Origin of the sequence: Mesorhizobium sp. M0140 (genome assembly GCF_040322475.1) — a bacterium.
Taxonomy (GTDB): Bacteria; Pseudomonadota; Alphaproteobacteria; order Rhizobiales; family Rhizobiaceae; genus Mesorhizobium.
On the sequence record NZ_JAMYTM010000015.1, the window covers coordinates 68,948 to 83,441 of the forward strand.

General features: G+C 63.9%; 12 protein-coding genes. All 12 read left to right on the forward strand.

Going from position 1 to position 14,494, the window contains the following annotated elements:
• Positions 1 to 31 precede the first annotated feature (31 nt).
• Positions 32 to 1,462, forward strand: a complete 1,431-nt coding sequence (locus NKJ37_RS16985) for an FAD-binding oxidoreductase (protein ID WP_352554209.1) — start codon at positions 32 to 34, stop codon at positions 1,460 to 1,462.
• 95 nt (positions 1,463 to 1,557) lie between these two features.
• Complete coding sequence (locus NKJ37_RS16990) at positions 1,558 to 3,228, forward strand: thiamine pyrophosphate-binding protein (protein WP_352554210.1); 1,671 nt, start codon at positions 1,558 to 1,560, stop codon at positions 3,226 to 3,228.
• Positions 3,225 to 5,318: a hydantoinase/oxoprolinase family protein gene (locus NKJ37_RS16995; protein WP_352774428.1), complete on the forward strand. Its 2,094-nt coding sequence runs from the start codon at positions 3,225 to 3,227 to the stop codon at positions 5,316 to 5,318. The genes NKJ37_RS16990 and NKJ37_RS16995 overlap by 4 nt, the downstream gene beginning before the upstream one ends.
• Positions 5,315 to 6,934: a hydantoinase B/oxoprolinase family protein gene (locus NKJ37_RS17000; RefSeq protein WP_023810146.1), complete on the forward strand. Its 1,620-nt coding sequence runs from the start codon at positions 5,315 to 5,317 to the stop codon at positions 6,932 to 6,934. Before NKJ37_RS16995 ends, NKJ37_RS17000 begins: the two co-directional genes overlap by 4 nt.
• Positions 6,931 to 8,133 carry a pyridoxal phosphate-dependent aminotransferase gene (locus tag NKJ37_RS17005; RefSeq protein ID WP_352774430.1) on the forward strand — a complete coding sequence of 401 codons (1,203 nt, stop codon included), beginning with the start codon at positions 6,931 to 6,933 and terminating at the stop codon, positions 8,131 to 8,133. The genes NKJ37_RS17000 and NKJ37_RS17005 overlap by 4 nt, the downstream gene beginning before the upstream one ends.
• A 3-nt stretch (positions 8,134 to 8,136) precedes the next feature.
• Positions 8,137 to 8,949 carry an NAD-dependent epimerase/dehydratase family protein gene (locus NKJ37_RS17010; protein ID WP_023810144.1) on the forward strand — a complete coding sequence of 271 codons (813 nt, stop codon included), beginning with the start codon at positions 8,137 to 8,139 and terminating at the stop codon, positions 8,947 to 8,949.
• 163 nt (positions 8,950 to 9,112) lie between these two features.
• Positions 9,113 to 9,337, forward strand: coding sequence for an alkylphosphonate utilization protein (locus NKJ37_RS17015; RefSeq protein WP_023810143.1), 225 nt, complete (start codon positions 9,113 to 9,115; stop codon positions 9,335 to 9,337).
• 257 nt (positions 9,338 to 9,594) lie between these two features.
• On the forward strand, positions 9,595 to 9,897 hold the full coding sequence (locus NKJ37_RS17020) for a DUF982 domain-containing protein (RefSeq protein WP_023810142.1): 303 nt from the start codon (positions 9,595 to 9,597) through the stop codon (positions 9,895 to 9,897).
• Positions 9,898 to 10,349: 452 nt separating this feature from the next.
• On the forward strand, positions 10,350 to 10,439 hold the full coding sequence (locus tag NKJ37_RS17025; RefSeq protein WP_023810140.1) for a K(+)-transporting ATPase subunit F: 90 nt from the start codon (positions 10,350 to 10,352) through the stop codon (positions 10,437 to 10,439).
• A gap of 21 nt (positions 10,440 to 10,460) precedes the next feature.
• On the forward strand, positions 10,461 to 12,164 hold the full coding sequence (gene kdpA, locus NKJ37_RS17030; RefSeq protein ID WP_023810139.1) for a potassium-transporting ATPase subunit KdpA: 1,704 nt from the start codon (positions 10,461 to 10,463) through the stop codon (positions 12,162 to 12,164).
• 25 nt (positions 12,165 to 12,189) lie between these two features.
• On the forward strand, positions 12,190 to 12,387 hold the full coding sequence (locus tag NKJ37_RS17035; protein WP_352722284.1) for a hypothetical protein: 198 nt from the start codon (positions 12,190 to 12,192) through the stop codon (positions 12,385 to 12,387).
• Entirely contained in the window at positions 12,384 to 14,477 is a 2,094-nt protein-coding gene (kdpB, locus tag NKJ37_RS17040; RefSeq protein ID WP_128303165.1) for a potassium-transporting ATPase subunit KdpB, read from the forward strand. Before NKJ37_RS17035 ends, kdpB begins: the two co-directional genes overlap by 4 nt.
• The last annotated feature ends 17 nt before the right edge of the window (positions 14,478 to 14,494 follow it).

Sequence of the window (14,494 nt, forward strand, 5' to 3'; positions counted from 1 at the left end):
CGATGCAACGATCCCGCGTCAGGCCGCAGCCATGTCCGTGACTGATCCCGTCACCGCCTTGCGCGAGATGCTCGGACCGAAAGGCTGGCTTTCGGGCAGCGATGCCAGGCCCTATCAGCGCGATTGGCTCGATCGCTACGGCGTCGCGGCTCTGGGCGTGGCCAGGCCTGCGGACACCTCCGAAGTGGCCAGTGTCGTAAAGGCATGCCACACGGCCGGACTGGCGGTCGTGCCGCAAGGCGGCAACACCGGGCTTTGCGGCGGCGCCGTCGCCGATCGGCCGGATGCAGTGATCGTTTCGCTTTCGCGCATGACGGCGATCGGCAAACCGGACTTGGACAGCGGCTCGATCCTCATCGAGGCGGGGGCCGTGCTTGCCGCGCTGCACGAGGCGCTGGAACCGCACGGCCTGATGTTTCCGATGCATCTCGGCGCGGAAGGCAGCGCCAGGATCGGCGGCCTGGTCGGCACCAATGCCGGCGGCAGCCAGGCATTCCGGTATGGCATGATGCAAGACCTCGTGCTTGGCCTGGAGGTCGTGACCCCTGACGGGGCGATATGGAACGGGCTGCGCGCGGTGCAGAAGGACAATGCCGGCTACCAGTTGCGCAAGCTCTATTGCGGCGCGGAAGGAACGCTTGGCATCGTGACGCGCGCGATCCTGCGGCTCTACCCGATGCCGCGGCGGCAGGCGAGCGCGCTTGTCGTCATGCCCGATTTCGCCGCGGCGGTTTCGTTCGGCACCTTTCTGCGGGGCGAGGCGGGGGAATTCCTGACCGGCCTCGAGTTCTTCTCCGACATCGGGCTGGGACTGGCCCTCAAACACCTGCCCGACCTAGCCTACCAGTTGGAGGCACGCGGCGAGGTCTATGTGCTGGTCGAACTGGCATCGGGCGCCCCCCGTGTTCCGCTCGACGAGATACTGGCTTCGGCGCTGGAGTGGGGGATGGAGCAAGGCCTGGTGCTGGACGGAGCATTGGCGGCGACGGGCGCGCATCGCGCACAATTCTGGCGGCTGCGAGAGGAGCAACCGGAAGGACAGAGGCTGGAAGGCGAGCAGCTGAAGCACGACATCTCGGTGCCTCCGGGCGCTATCGCCCGTTTCGTCGAGGCCGGCGCAGAGATCTGCGACGACATTCTTCCCGGCGTGCGGATAAACCCATTCGGGCATCTCGGCGACGGCAACATCCACTACAATCTGTCGCCGCCGGAAGGCCGCGCCGGCTTTGACGGCAAGGCCGAGCGGTTCGCCGAGGCGCTATCGTCGCTTGCCACGGAAATGGGCGGCAGTTTCGCGGCCGAGCATGGACTTGGCCGCGCCAAGGTCGCCACGGCCGACCGAAACCGCAGTCCGTTGGAGCGCGAACTCATGGCGCGGCTCAAGGATGCATTCGATCCACGGGGAACGATGAATCCGGGCGTGCTGGTGCACGCTGCTCGGCAAAGAAAAACTTTCGAATAGACGGCATTTCTTGATTTCGCCCCGAACCGCCTGCGTGCACCTATGAACCGAAGGCAGGCTCGATCGACCTGCCGCCAAAGTGAGGATGTCGAAGCATGATCCGCAATGGCGGCCGCCTTCTCGTCGAGTGCCTGATCGGGCTTGGCGCGACCAGGAGCTTCGGCGTGCCCGGAGAAAGTTATCTGGCCGTCCTGGACGCGCTGCACGACACGCAGGGAAAGCTGGACTACACGCTTTGCCGCAATGAAGGCGGCGCGGCGTTCATGGCCTCGGCCTACGGCAAGCTTACCGGCTCGCCAGGCATCTGTTTCGTGACGCGCGGCCCAGGCGCCACCAACGCCAGCATCGGCGTTCACACGGCCATGCAGGACAGTTCGCCGATGATCCTGTTCGTCGGCCAGGTCGGCACCGACATGAAGGGCCGCGAAGCGTTTCAGGAAATCGACTACCGGGCGGTGTTCGGCACGGTCGCCAAATGGGCGGTCGAGATCGACGATGTCGCGCGCCTGCCCGAGATTGTGGCGCGGGCATGGACGACCGCATTGACCGGACGACCTGGTCCCGTCGTGGTCGCGCTGCCCGAGGACATGCTGACCACCATGACCGAAGCGGCTCCGCTCAGCGCACCGGTGGCCATTTTCGAGCCGGCGCCGGCGCCGGAAGCGATCGCTTCGGCCTTCAGGCTGCTGGCCAAGGCCGAGAGGCCGGTCCTGCTCATGGGCGGCGCCAACTGGACCGTGGACGGACGCGCGGCGCTACAGGCTTTCGCAGAGGTTTCCGACATCCCTGTCGTGGCGGCCTTTCGCTATCAGGACCAGTTCGACAACCATTCGCCGGTCTTTGTCGGCGAGGCCGGCGTCGGCATGGTGGCGCATGTCAAAGCCCTGCTCCGCGACGCCGACGTGATCCTGGCCGTCAATGTGCGTTTCGGCGAGATGACCACGGACGGCTATACGCTGCTGTCCGTGCCGTTGCCGCGCCAGAAACTGATCCATGTCCATGGCTCCGATCGCGAGATCGGCAAGATCTATGTGCCGGCCATCGGTATCCATGCCGGGCCGAACGCTTTTGCCCGGGCGTTGACGCCCGTCAAAGGCGGCTGGGCGGACTGGCGCGCGACGGCCCGCAAAGCCTATGAAGGGACATTCGGCGCGCCCGTCCAGCCCGGCCCGGTGGACATGGTGGAGGTCAGCGCCTGGCTGCGCGAAAACCTGCCTGCCGACGTCATTCTCACCAACGGCGCCGGCAATTTCACCGTCTGGCCGAACAAGTTCTTCAAGTTCGGGCCGGACGCACGGCTGCTCGCCCCGCAGTCTGGCGCCATGGGCTACGGCCTGCCGGCGGCAATTGCCGCCAAGGTTGCGTTTCCAGAACGCACGGTCGTCTGCTTTGCCGGCGACGGCGACTTCCAGATGAATTGCCAGGAACTCGGAACCGCCATGCAGGCTGGCGCGCAGCCGATCGTGCTGATCCTCAACAACGGCATCTACGGCACGATCCGCGCCCATCAGGAGCGCCACTATCCGGCGCGCGTTTCGGGCACGTCGCTCGAAAACCCTGATTTCGTGACACTGGCAAAGGCCTATGGCTTCCATGCCGAGCGGATCGAGGCGACGCGCGATTTCGCGGCGGCGTTCGATCGGGCGCTCGGATCCGTGACGGGAGCGGTCCTCGACATCGCCATATCTCCTGAAGCGCTGACGCCCCGACAGACCCTTTCCCAGATGCGTGACGCCGCGCTCGCTTCCCAGAAGGCCAAGGCATGACCTCCAAAGACGACATCCGTCTCGGCGCGGACATAGGCGGCACGTTCACCGACGTCGCGCTCGACCTCAGGGGAACGATCTTCTCCACCAAGGTGTTGACCAATTATGCGGCGCCCGAGCAGGCGATCCTGGACGGCATTGCCGTCGTCACGCGCGATGCCGGTATCGCGCTTGCCGAGATCGGCATCATCATCCACGGCACGACACTGGCGACGAATGCGCTCATCGAACGCCGTGGCGCCAAGACCGCGCTGGTCACCACCGAAGGGTTCCGCGATGTCATCGAGATGCGCACGGAAAACCGCTTCGAGCAGTATGACCTCGACCTGCAGCTGCCGGCGCCGCTAATCCCGCGCGAGCACCGTTTCACGGTAAAGGGCCGGATCGGCGCGGAAGGCCAGGAGCTTCAGCCGCTCGACGAAGCCGCCCTGGAAGGCATTGCCGACCGGATCGCGGCCGGCGGCTTCGGCTCCGTGGCGATCGGCTTCATCCACGCCTACACCAACCCTGATCATGAGCGCCGGGCACGCGCTATCCTGTCCCGCAAGCTTACCATCCCGATTTCGATCAGCGCCGAAGTCTCGCCGCAGATGCGCGAGTTCGAACGCTTCAACACGGTCTGCGCCAACGCCTATGTGCGGCCGCAGATGGCGGACTATCTCGCGCGTTTCCAGACCCGCTTGAAGGAGATGGGCGCCGAGTGCCCGGTCTTCATGATCCATTCGGGCGGCGGTCTGATCTCGGTGGAGACGGCCTCGGAATTTCCCGTGCGCCTCGTCGAGTCCGGCCCGGCCGGCGGCGCCATCTTCGCCGCCGACATCGCCAGGCGATTCGGCCTGGAAAAGGTCGTCTCCTATGACATGGGCGGCACCACTGCAAAGATCTGCCTGATCGAGGATTATGCGCCACGCACCGCCAGAACCTTCGAAGTGGCGCGTACCTATCGCTTCTGCAAAGGTTCCGGCATGCCGATCTCCATTCCCGTGATCGAGATGATCGAGATCGGCGCCGGCGGCGGCTCGATCGCCTGGGTCGACGCCATGGGCCGCATCCAGACCGGTCCCGAAAGTGCCGGATCGGAACCTGGCCCGGCCTGCTACGGCCGCGGCGGCAGGCGCCCGGCCATCACAGATGCCGACCTGGTGCTCGGCAAGCTCGATCCCGACAATTTCGCCGGCGGCGCCATCAGGCTGGACACGTCCGCATCCGAACAGGCGATCCTGCGCGATGTCGGCGAACGCCTGTCGCTCGATGCCATGGCGACGGCCTTCGGCATCTGCGAGGTGGTGGACGAAAACATGGCCAATGCCGCCCGCGTCCATGCCGTCGAAAACGGCAAAAACATTTCCGACAACGTGATGATCGCCTTCGGTGGCGCGGCCCCGCTTCACGCCGCAAGGCTTTGCGAGAAACTCGGCATCGACCAGTGCATCGTCCCCAAGGGCGCGGGCGTCGGATCGGCGATCGGCTTCCTCAAGGCTCCGTTCGGCTACGAAGCCCTGGCATCCCGGCTGACGCGGCTGTCGCAGTTCAAGCCGGCCGAGGCCAATGCTTTGCTCGACGACCTCAAAGTGTCAGCCGAAAGCTTCGTGCGGGCAGGGGCCAACGGTACGATCACATGCGAAATCACCGCCTTCATGCGCTACGCCGGCCAGGGCTGGGAAATCCCCGTGCCGCTGCCGGACGTGCCGTTCGGCAACGATGCCGCAACCACGCTCGAGGATTTGTTCCAGGCGAATTACCAACGCTTCTTCGGCCGCGCCATCGAAGGACTTGCCGGCCTGGAAATCGAGATCGTCACCTGGTCCGTGAAGGCGACGGATGTCCGGCCTGCTGTCGCCAGGCACGAGCTGATCACCGGCAAGCGGACCACTCAGCCGGCAACAAGCCGCGCGGTGTTCGATCCGGCCAGCGGTGCGCCACGGACCTATGGCATCGTCGAACGGGAGGGGCTGTGCACCGGCGATCGGGTGGCGGGCCCGGTCATCATCGTCGAACGCGAGACGTCCACCGTCGTCACCACGAGCTTCGACGCCGTCATCCAGAGCGACGGCGCAATCCTTCTGATCCGCAAAGGCAGCCAGGCATGAGCGACATCAGTGAAATCCGCATGCAGGTTATGTGGAACCGGTTGATCTCGGTGGTCGAGGAGCAGGCCCTCACCTTGCTGCGCACGGCTTTCTCGACATCGGTGCGCGAATCCGGCGACCTGTCGGCGGGCGTGTTCGATCCCCGCGGCCAGATGCTGGCACAGGCGGTGACGGGAACGCCCGGCCATGTCAACACCATGGCCGAGGCGGTGCTGCATTTCATGAATGAAATCCCGCGCGAAACCATGTTCGAGGGCGACACCTACGTCACCAATGACCCCTGGTTGGGCACGGGCCACCTGCACGACATCACCATGGTGTCGCCGTCGTTCCTGAACGGCGAATTGGTTGCGTTCTTCGCCTGCACGGCGCATGTGGTCGATGTCGGTGGGCGCGGCTTCGGCGCTGACGGCAAGTCGGTCTACGAGGAAGGCATCCAGATCCCGATCATGAAGTTCGCGGAGAAGGGCAAGGTCAATTTCGATCTCGTCAGGATCCTGCGCGCCAACGTCCGCGAGCCGAACCAGGTCGTCGGCGATTTCTATTCACTCGCCGCCTGCAACGAAGTCGGCCACCGACGCCTCATCGACATGATGAAGGAGATCGGCCTGGCATCGCTGGACGGGCTTGGCGAGTTCATCTTCTCGCGCACCCGCGACGCCATGGTCGAACGCATCAAGGCGATGCCCAAAGGCAGCTGGTCGAACGCGCTGGTGACCGACGGCTACGACAAGCCGGTGAAGCTCGCGGCGACCGTCACGGTTCGGGACGCCGGCATCGAGGTCGATTTCACCGGTACCGACCCGATGAGCCGATGGGGCATCAACTGCCCGATCATCTACAGCAAGGCCTATGCCTGCTACGCGTTGAAATGCGTGGTGGCGCCCGATATTCCTAACAATGCCGCGTCGCTCGCCTTCTTCACCGTGTCGTCTCCGGTCAACATCCTGAACGCCGTGCGGCCGGCGCCGGTGGCGCTCAGGCACATCTTCGGCCACATGGTTCCCGATCTGGTGCTCGGCGCGATTGCCAAGGCGATGCCCGGCAAGATCCTTGCCGAGGGCGCCGGCGCACTGTGGAACATCCATATCTCGGTTCGGCCGGTCTCCGGCGGTTCGGGCCGCCGCGCCGAGGTGCTGATGTTCAATTCCGGCGGCATGGGCGCGCGCCCCGGTCTCGACGGATTGTCGGCGACGGCCTTCCCCTCCGGCGTCCATACGATGCCGATCGAGGCAACGGAGCACACCGGCCCGATCGTCATCTGGCGCAAGGAGCTGCGGCCCGATTCCGGCGGCGACGGCGAGTTCCGCGGCGGGCTCGGGCAGGTTATCGAAATCGAGGCGATCGAGGGCCATGAATTCGACTTTTCGGCCATGTTCGACCGCGTCAATCATCCCGCCCACGGGCGCAACGGCGGCGGGCCTGGAGTGGCCGGCGTGGTCAGGCTGGACGATGGCACGCAGATGCGGCCCAAAGGCTGGCAGCATGTTCCGGCCGGCCGTCGGCTGATCCTCCAATTGCCGGGCGGTGGCGGCTATGGCGATCCGTCCAAGCGCAGCACCGAGGCGCGGGCGAACGACCGCTCCAAGGAATACATTTCGGAGAACGGCAAATGAGCTACATTGCCTCGCGCCTGTCTGCGGTGAAGCCTTCGGCGTCCATGGCTGCTTCGCAAGCAGCCAAGGCCCTGCGCGCCAAGGGCGTCGACGTGATCGATCTTGGCTCGGGCGAGCCGGATTTCCCGACACCGAGCCACATCATCGAAGCGGCGCATTTTGCCGCGAAGGCCGGCCAGACGCTATACACGGGTGCCGCCGGCACGGCCGAGGTGCGCGAAGCCGTGGCCGGCAAGTTCCGCCGCGAAAACGGACTGGACTACACGGCGGACGACGTCGTCGTGGCCAATGGCGCCAAGCAGATCATCTTCAACGCGCTGATGGCGACGCTGGAGTCTGGTGACGAAGCGATCCTGCCGGCGCCCTACTTCGTTTCCTATCCCGAGATGGTGAAGCTGCTCGGCGGCACGCCTGTCGTTATCGAGTGCCCGGAAACTTCGGGCTTCCGGCTGACGCCGGAGTTGCTCGAAAAAGCCATCACGCCAAGGACGAAATGGCTGTTCCTCAACATGCCCGGCAACCCCTCCGGCGCCATATATTCGCAATTGGACCTGCGGGCACTCGGAGCGGTTTTGGCAAGGCATCCGCAGGTGCTGGTGCTTTCCGACGAGATTTACGAGCACATCCTGTTCGACAGACGCGACTTCGTCTCCTTCGGCAAGGCTTGCCCGGAACTCAGGGACCGCACCCTGATCGTCAACGGCGTCTCCAAATCCTATGCGATGACCGGGTGGCGTGTCGGCTATGCCGCCGGGCCGGCGCCGCTCACCAGGGCGATGGCGACCATCCAGAGCCAGTCCTGCACGTCCGTCTGCTCGATCGCGCAAGCGGCGACGGTGGCCGCGCTCAACGGCCCTCAGGACGAGGTGGCACGCTTTCGGCAGGCGTTCGAGGCGCGCCGCGACCTTGTCGTCGACGGCATCAGGCGAATCAACGGTCTTACGCTTTCGCCACCGGAAGGCGCCTTCTATGCCTATATTGGCTGCGCCAGCCTGATCGGCCGCAGGACCCCAAAAGGCGTCGTGCTCGAGGACGACACGGCAGTGGCGAATTATCTCCTGAACGAAGGGCGCGTGGCCTCGGTGCCGGGCGCCGCCTATGGACTTTCACCCTATTTCCGCATCTCGACCGCGACCGGCGAAGAGGTGCTGACCGAAGCGATCGCGCGCATCAACGCCGCCGTCGCGCAAGTGGAGTAGATCATGCCGCATTACGAACGCATCCTGATCACCGGCGCGGCCGGCCGCCTCGGTTCGGAACTGCGAAAGGGGCTGGTGCCGCTGGCAAAAACGATCCGCCTGGCAGGCCGCGAACCGTTCGGCGATCTTGCTCCACACGAGGAAGAAGCGGTCTTCGACCTCGCCGATATGGAGGCGACGATTGCCGCCACCAAGGATTGCGACGCGATCGTGCATTTCGGCGGCGCACCACTCGAATGCGAATGGCAAACCATCCTGGACTCCAGCATCCGCGGCTCCTATCACATCTACGAGGGCGCCCGGAAACACGGCGTGAAACGAGTCATCTATGCCTCCTCCGTACATGCCGTCGGCTATCACGAGGTCGAGGCGCATATCGGCGTCGACGTGCCGGTCCGTCCCGACAGCCTCTATGGCGTGTCGAAGAACTTCGTCGAGAGCCTGAGCCGGCTTTACTGGGACAAGTTCGGCATCGAGACGGCGTGCCTGCGCATCTTTTCATCCTTCCCCGAACCGGCGGACCGTCGCATGCTATGGTCATACCTCTCCTTCGCCGACTGTGTGCGTCTGGTCGAGGCAGCTCTCACCGCGCCGCGCGTCGGCCATACGATCTCCTTCGGCCTTTCCGACAACAAGGTGAAAACGGTCGACAACAGCGGCGCCAACCATCTGGGGTTTTCTCCGCAGGATAGTGCCGAGCCGTTCCGCGCAGCGGTCGAGGCGAAGACGCAGATTCCGGATCCCAAGGCGCCATCGGTGAAGTATCTGGGCGGGTGGTTCTGCGAGCTTGGCCATCCGGACGACGAGCCGGCGTAGCTATCGAAATACCAATCCGCTAGATGGCGCAGACCGGAAGCCGAGATGCGGCAGGCGATGGATTCACGCATGGTGGCGGAGATCGAGCAGGTTGTCGGCGGTCGTCATCGGTTTTGGGATTCTCACCTGATCTGGTAGTGGGATCCAAATCACAGGAGATGGCATGCCGAACGATGTACTCGTGCGCGACAGCAATGGCGCTCAATTGAATGACGGCGATTCCGTCACGCTGATCAAAGACCTCAAAGTCAAAGGCACTTCGGAGACGATCAAGCGCGGCACGTTGGTGAAGGCCATCCGGCTGAACGGCAATCCCGGCGAGATCGAATGCAACACCAAGCAAGTGAAAGGCCTGGTGCTCAAGACGGAGTTCGTGAAGAAGGCGTAAGCCTCAAGGCGGCAAGCGATCTCGATGGCTCCTTCGGGATTCCGGAAAGCCTGCCGTCGCCAAGTGGGTCGCGGAGCCATTGAGCGTCCGGCACCCGACAGTTGCGCTGTAAAATTGATGATTTCGCCGACCAGGCACAAAAAACCGCCAAGACCTAAGTCTGGAACCTCCTGCCGCTCCGCGCGTTTCACGGCGTCCCGTTCGCGGACCCGCCCGGATATCTCTCCAAGCGCGCGAAAAAACCAGGAGCCCGCTTCATGCACGACAAGCTGTTTCATTCACCGGTCGCACTGTCGGTCGGCCTCGGCTTCAAGCGCGAGATTGCCTCGCTGGCCGAAATGCACGATTTCCTCACCAATTGGACCACCTCCCGCCGCGGCCCGCTCTACCGAAATGCGGTGAAGGCATGTGATCTGGCCGTTCCAGGTTATGTGAGCGTCGAGCAGGCGCGCCGGGCGTTGCTCGAATTCGCGCAAGCCGCGGGCATCCTGTGGCCGGACCTCGAGCCGGTGGCGGGCGTGCACGCCGTTGCGCGTGGTTATGGCGGCTACGCCGCCTGAAGATTGATGTTCCCCGTGGCGGCTGAAGCCATACCACCATAGAAAGCCCGGCTGGCCCCCAGCCGGGCTTTCCCGTTTCCGGCAGCTCGCAAGGAAATCGCAATCCTGTGGTTGGCCGTGTGCCTTGGGCGACAATGCCTGGGTGGAGTGTTGGGAAGAGCCCGCGCAAAAATCTTTATGACATTCCTATTTCTTTCCACTGCGCCCTGTCTCGAACCTTTATGGCGATCGGGTCCATATTCCTTTCAGAAAACACAACCGGTTCCGTCGCCAAAGATGCGACGGGCCACTTCCGATATATTGCGAACTCTCCTGTCAAATTCGCAAAGTGCAAAAGAACAAAAGGAATAAACACAATGGATATAGCCGTTATCGGGATCGGAATTTTGTTTTTCGCCTTTTGTTTCGCCTACATCAAAGCTTGTGACGCGCTCTAGAGCGAGGCTGAAAAAATGATCATCGACTATATTCTCGGTGGCGGCGTTACGCTGTTCCTGCTCGCCTACCTGACATACGCCCTCGTTCGTCCAGAACGCTTCTGAAGGCACGGAAAGCCCACAGCCATGACACTGAACGGTTGGATACAGATCCTGGTCTATTGCGGGATCGTCATATTGCTGGTGAAGCCGCTCGGCGGCTACATGCACCGCGTCTTCAACGGCGACCGCACGCTGCTTTCGCCGGTCCTTCGCCCGCTTGAGCGCGGGCTTTATCGTATCTGCGGAACCAGCGAACGCGAGGAACAGCACTGGACCACCTACGCGGTCGCCCTGCTGCTCTTCAACCTCGCCGGCTTCCTGGCGCTTTATGCCCTGCAGCGTCTGCAGGGCAGCCTGCCTTACAATCCTGCCGGCATGACAGCGGTTGAACCAGGGCTGGCCTTCGACACCGCCGCCAGCTTCATGACCAACACCAACTGGCAGAACTATGGTGGCGAGAGCACGATGTCCTATCTCGTGCAGATGGCCGGGCTGACGGTGCAGAACTTCGTTTCGGCGGCCACCGGCATTGCCATCGCCATCGCGCTGATCCGCGGCTTTGCACGGGCCTCCGGCAAGTCGATCGGCAATTTCTGGGTCGATATGACCCGCTCCACACTCTATCTGCTTCTGCCGTTCTGCATCGTGCTGACGCTGGTCTATGTCTGGCTCGGCATGCCGCAGACGCTCGGCGCCTACGTCAACGCCACGACGCTGGAAGGCGCGCAACAGACCATCGCCGTCGGCCCGGTCGCTTCGCAGGTGGCCATCAAGATGCTCGGCACCAATGGCGGTGGTTTCTTCAACGCCAATGCCGCGCACCCGTTCGAGAACCCCGACGCGATCTCCAACCTGATCCAGATGGTGTCGATCTTCGCCATCGGCGCCGCCTTGACCAATGTCTTCGGCCGCATGATCGGCAACCAGCGCCAGGGCTGGGCGATCCTCTCGGCCATGGGCGTCATGTTCATCGCCGGTGTCGCCATCTGCTATTGGGCGGAAGCCGCCGGCAACCCGCTGGTGCATGCGCTGGGCATCGACGGCGGCAACATGGAGGGCAAGGAGACGCGTTTCGGCACCGCCCTGTCGGCGCTGTTTGCCGTCATCACCACGGCCGCTTCCTGCGGCGCGGTGAACGCCATGCACGGCTCGTTCACCGCGCTCGGCGGCATGATCCCGATCATCAACATGCAGCTTGGCGAAGTCATCGTCGGCGGTGTCGGCGCGGGTCTCTACGGCATCCTGATGTACATCGTCGTTGCCGTCTTCATTGCCGGCCTGATGGTCGGCCGCACGCCCGAATATCTCGGCAAGAAGATCGAGGCCAAGGAGGTCAAGATGGCTATGTTGGCCATACTATGCCTGCCGCTGGCGATGCTGATCTTCACGGCCATCGCCGTCGTGCTGCCGACCGGCGTGGCGTCGATGGGCAATGCCGGCCCGCACGGCTTCTCCGAGGTTCTGTATGCCTACACTTCGGCGGCGGCCAACAACGGTTCGGCCTTTGGCGGCCTCAGCGGCAACACGCCCTGGTACAACATCACGATCGGCATCGGCATGCTGATGGGCCGCTTCCTGGTCATCATTCCGGCGCTGGCCATTGCCGGCTCGCTGGTGGCGAAGAAAACGGTTCCGGCTTCCGCCGGCACCTTCCCGACCGATGGCCCGCTGTTCGTCGGGCTGCTGGTCGGCGTCATCCTGATCGTCGGTGGCCTCACCTTCTTCCCGGCGCTCGCCGTCGGGCCGATCATCGAGCACCTGGCGATGGCTCACGGGCAGACCTTCTGAGACCGTCATGTCCTGGTTCAATGCCATGCGCCGCAAGGTCGGCCACAGGGACGATCACGGAAAGGAGGAGAGACCTCCTCCTTTCCCGACCCTGTCGACGTTTCTCGGCCTTGCGGCAGTCATGCTCGTCCTCTGGCTGCTGGCCTACAGGCCGCCGCATTTCCTTTCGGCATCCAATCATCGGGTGCCGTCCAACAACACCGAAGCCGGAGCTTCAAAATGAGCAACTCGAAATCAGCCAGCATCATGGATGCCCGCATCTTGGTTCCCGCCATTGGCGGCGCCTTCCGCAAGCTCGATCCGCGCACGCTGGCCAGGAACCCGGTGATGTTCGTCGTTGCCGTCGTCTCGGCGCTCACCACGGTGCTGTTCGTCAAGGACCTGGTCACCGGAGGCGGCAATCTCGGCTTCACGCTGCAGATCATCATCTGGCTTTGGTTTACCGTGCTGTTCGCCAACTTCGCCGAAGCGGTCGCAGAAGGCCGCGGCAAGGCGCAGGCGGATTCGCTGCGCAAGGCACGCACCGAGACCCAGGCCAAGCTTTTGACCGGTGAAGACCGCACCAAATACAAACTCGTGCCCGGCACCAGCCTCAAGGTCGGCGATGCCGTGCTGGTCGAGGCCGGCGACATCATCCCGTCCGACGGCGAAGTGATCGAAGGCGTTGCTTCGGTCAACGAGGCTGCGATCACGGGCGAATCCGCGCCGGTCATTCGCGAATCCGGTGGCGACCGTTCGGCGGTCACCGGTGGCACCCAGGTGCTGTCCGACTGGGTCCGCGTCCGCATCACCGCCGCCTCCGGCCATACCTTCCTCGACCGCATGATCTCACTGGTCGAAGGTGCCGAGCGCCAGAAGACGCCGAACGAGATCGCGCTCAACATCCTGCTCGTCGGCATGACGCTGATCTTCGTGCTGGCCACCGCGACGATCCCGAGTTTTGCCTCCTACTCGGGCGGCTATATCTCGGTGACCGTTCTGGTGGCGCTGTTCGTCACCTTGATCCCGACCACGATCGGCGCGCTGCTTTCGGCCATCGGCATCGCCGGTATGGACCGTCTGGTGCGATTCAACGTGCTGGCCATGTCGGGCCGCGCCGTGGAAGCCGCAGGCGACGTCGACACGCTGCTGCTCGACAAGACCGGCACGATCACACTAGGCAACCGCCAGGCGACGCAGTTTCGCCCGGTCAAGGGCGTCACCGAACAGGAACTGGCCGACGCGGCCCAGCTTGCCTCGCTCGCCGACGAGACGCCGGAAGGCCGCTCCATCGTCGTGCTGGCCAAGGAGAAATACGCCATCCGCGCCCGCGACATGGCAACGCTGCACGCCACTTTCGTGCCCTTCACAGCGCAGACCCGTATGAGCGGCGTCGACATCGATGGTTCATCGGTGCGCAAGGGCGCCGTCGATTCCGTGCTTGCCCATGTCAACCAGTCGGCAGCCGCCGCCCATGGCACGCGCCCAAGCAGCGAATCCATCCGCGATCTCCAGTCCATCGCCGACGAGATCGCCAAGTCCGGCGGCACGCCGCTGGCGGTCGAACGCGACGGGCGCCTGCTCGGCGTCGTCCACCTCAAGGACATCGTCAAGGGCGGCATCAGGGAGCGTTTCACCGAACTGCGCCGCATGGGCATCCGCACGGTGATGATCACCGGTGACAATCCGATGACGGCGGCGGCGATCGCCGCGGAAGCCGGCGTCGACGACTTCCTCGCTCAGGCCACACCGGAGGACAAGCTGAAGCTGATCCGCGACGAACAGGCCAAGGGCAAGCTGGTGGCCATGTGCGGCGACGGCACCAACGATGCACCCGCCCTTGCACAAGCCGATGTCGGCGTCGCCATGAACACCGGCACGGTTGCCGCCCGCGAGGCCGGCAACATGATCGATCTCGACAGCGATCCGACCAAGCTCATCGAGATCGTCGAGATCGGCAAGGCGCTCTTGATGACGCGGGGTTCGCTGACAACCTTCTCGATCGCCAACGATGTGGCCAAGTATTTCGCCATCATTCCGGCGATGTTCGCCGTCTTCTACGTCGCACCGGGACAGACGACCGGCCCGCTGCAGGCACTCAACGTCATGCATCTGGCGACGCCGCAAAGCGCCATCCTGTCGGCCATCATCTTCAACGCGCTGATCATCATCGCGCTGATCCCGCTGTCGCTGAAGGGCGTCAAATACCGCGCCATTGGCGCCGGCGCGCTGCTCAGCCGCAATCTTCTCGTCTACGGCCTCGGCGGCCTCATCGTGCCGTTCGTCGGCATCAAGGCGATCGACATGATCGTCACCGCGCTTGGCCTCGCTTAACTCTTTGTTTTAACGCA

Coding starts and splice junctions, on each gene's coding strand:
- NKJ37_RS17000 (WP_023810146.1), top strand. CDS start 5,315: ATGAGCGACATCAGTGAAATCCGCATGCAGGTTATGTGGAACCGGTTG.
- kdpA (WP_023810139.1), top strand. CDS start 10,461: ATGACACTGAACGGTTGGATACAGATCCTGGTCTATTGCGGGATCGTC.
- NKJ37_RS17015 (WP_023810143.1), top strand. CDS start 9,113: ATGCCGAACGATGTACTCGTGCGCGACAGCAATGGCGCTCAATTGAAT.
- NKJ37_RS17005 (WP_352774430.1), top strand. CDS start 6,931: ATGAGCTACATTGCCTCGCGCCTGTCTGCGGTGAAGCCTTCGGCGTCC.
- NKJ37_RS16985 (WP_352554209.1), top strand. CDS start 32: ATGTCCGTGACTGATCCCGTCACCGCCTTGCGCGAGATGCTCGGACCG.
- kdpB (WP_128303165.1), top strand. CDS start 12,384: ATGAGCAACTCGAAATCAGCCAGCATCATGGATGCCCGCATCTTGGTT.
- NKJ37_RS16995 (WP_352774428.1), top strand. CDS start 3,225: ATGACCTCCAAAGACGACATCCGTCTCGGCGCGGACATAGGCGGCACG.
- NKJ37_RS17010 (WP_023810144.1), top strand. CDS start 8,137: ATGCCGCATTACGAACGCATCCTGATCACCGGCGCGGCCGGCCGCCTC.
- NKJ37_RS16990 (WP_352554210.1), top strand. CDS start 1,558: ATGATCCGCAATGGCGGCCGCCTTCTCGTCGAGTGCCTGATCGGGCTT.
- NKJ37_RS17020 (WP_023810142.1), top strand. CDS start 9,595: ATGCACGACAAGCTGTTTCATTCACCGGTCGCACTGTCGGTCGGCCTC.
- NKJ37_RS17025 (WP_023810140.1), top strand. CDS start 10,350: ATGATCATCGACTATATTCTCGGTGGCGGCGTTACGCTGTTCCTGCTC.
- NKJ37_RS17035 (WP_352722284.1), top strand. CDS start 12,190: ATGCGCCGCAAGGTCGGCCACAGGGACGATCACGGAAAGGAGGAGAGA.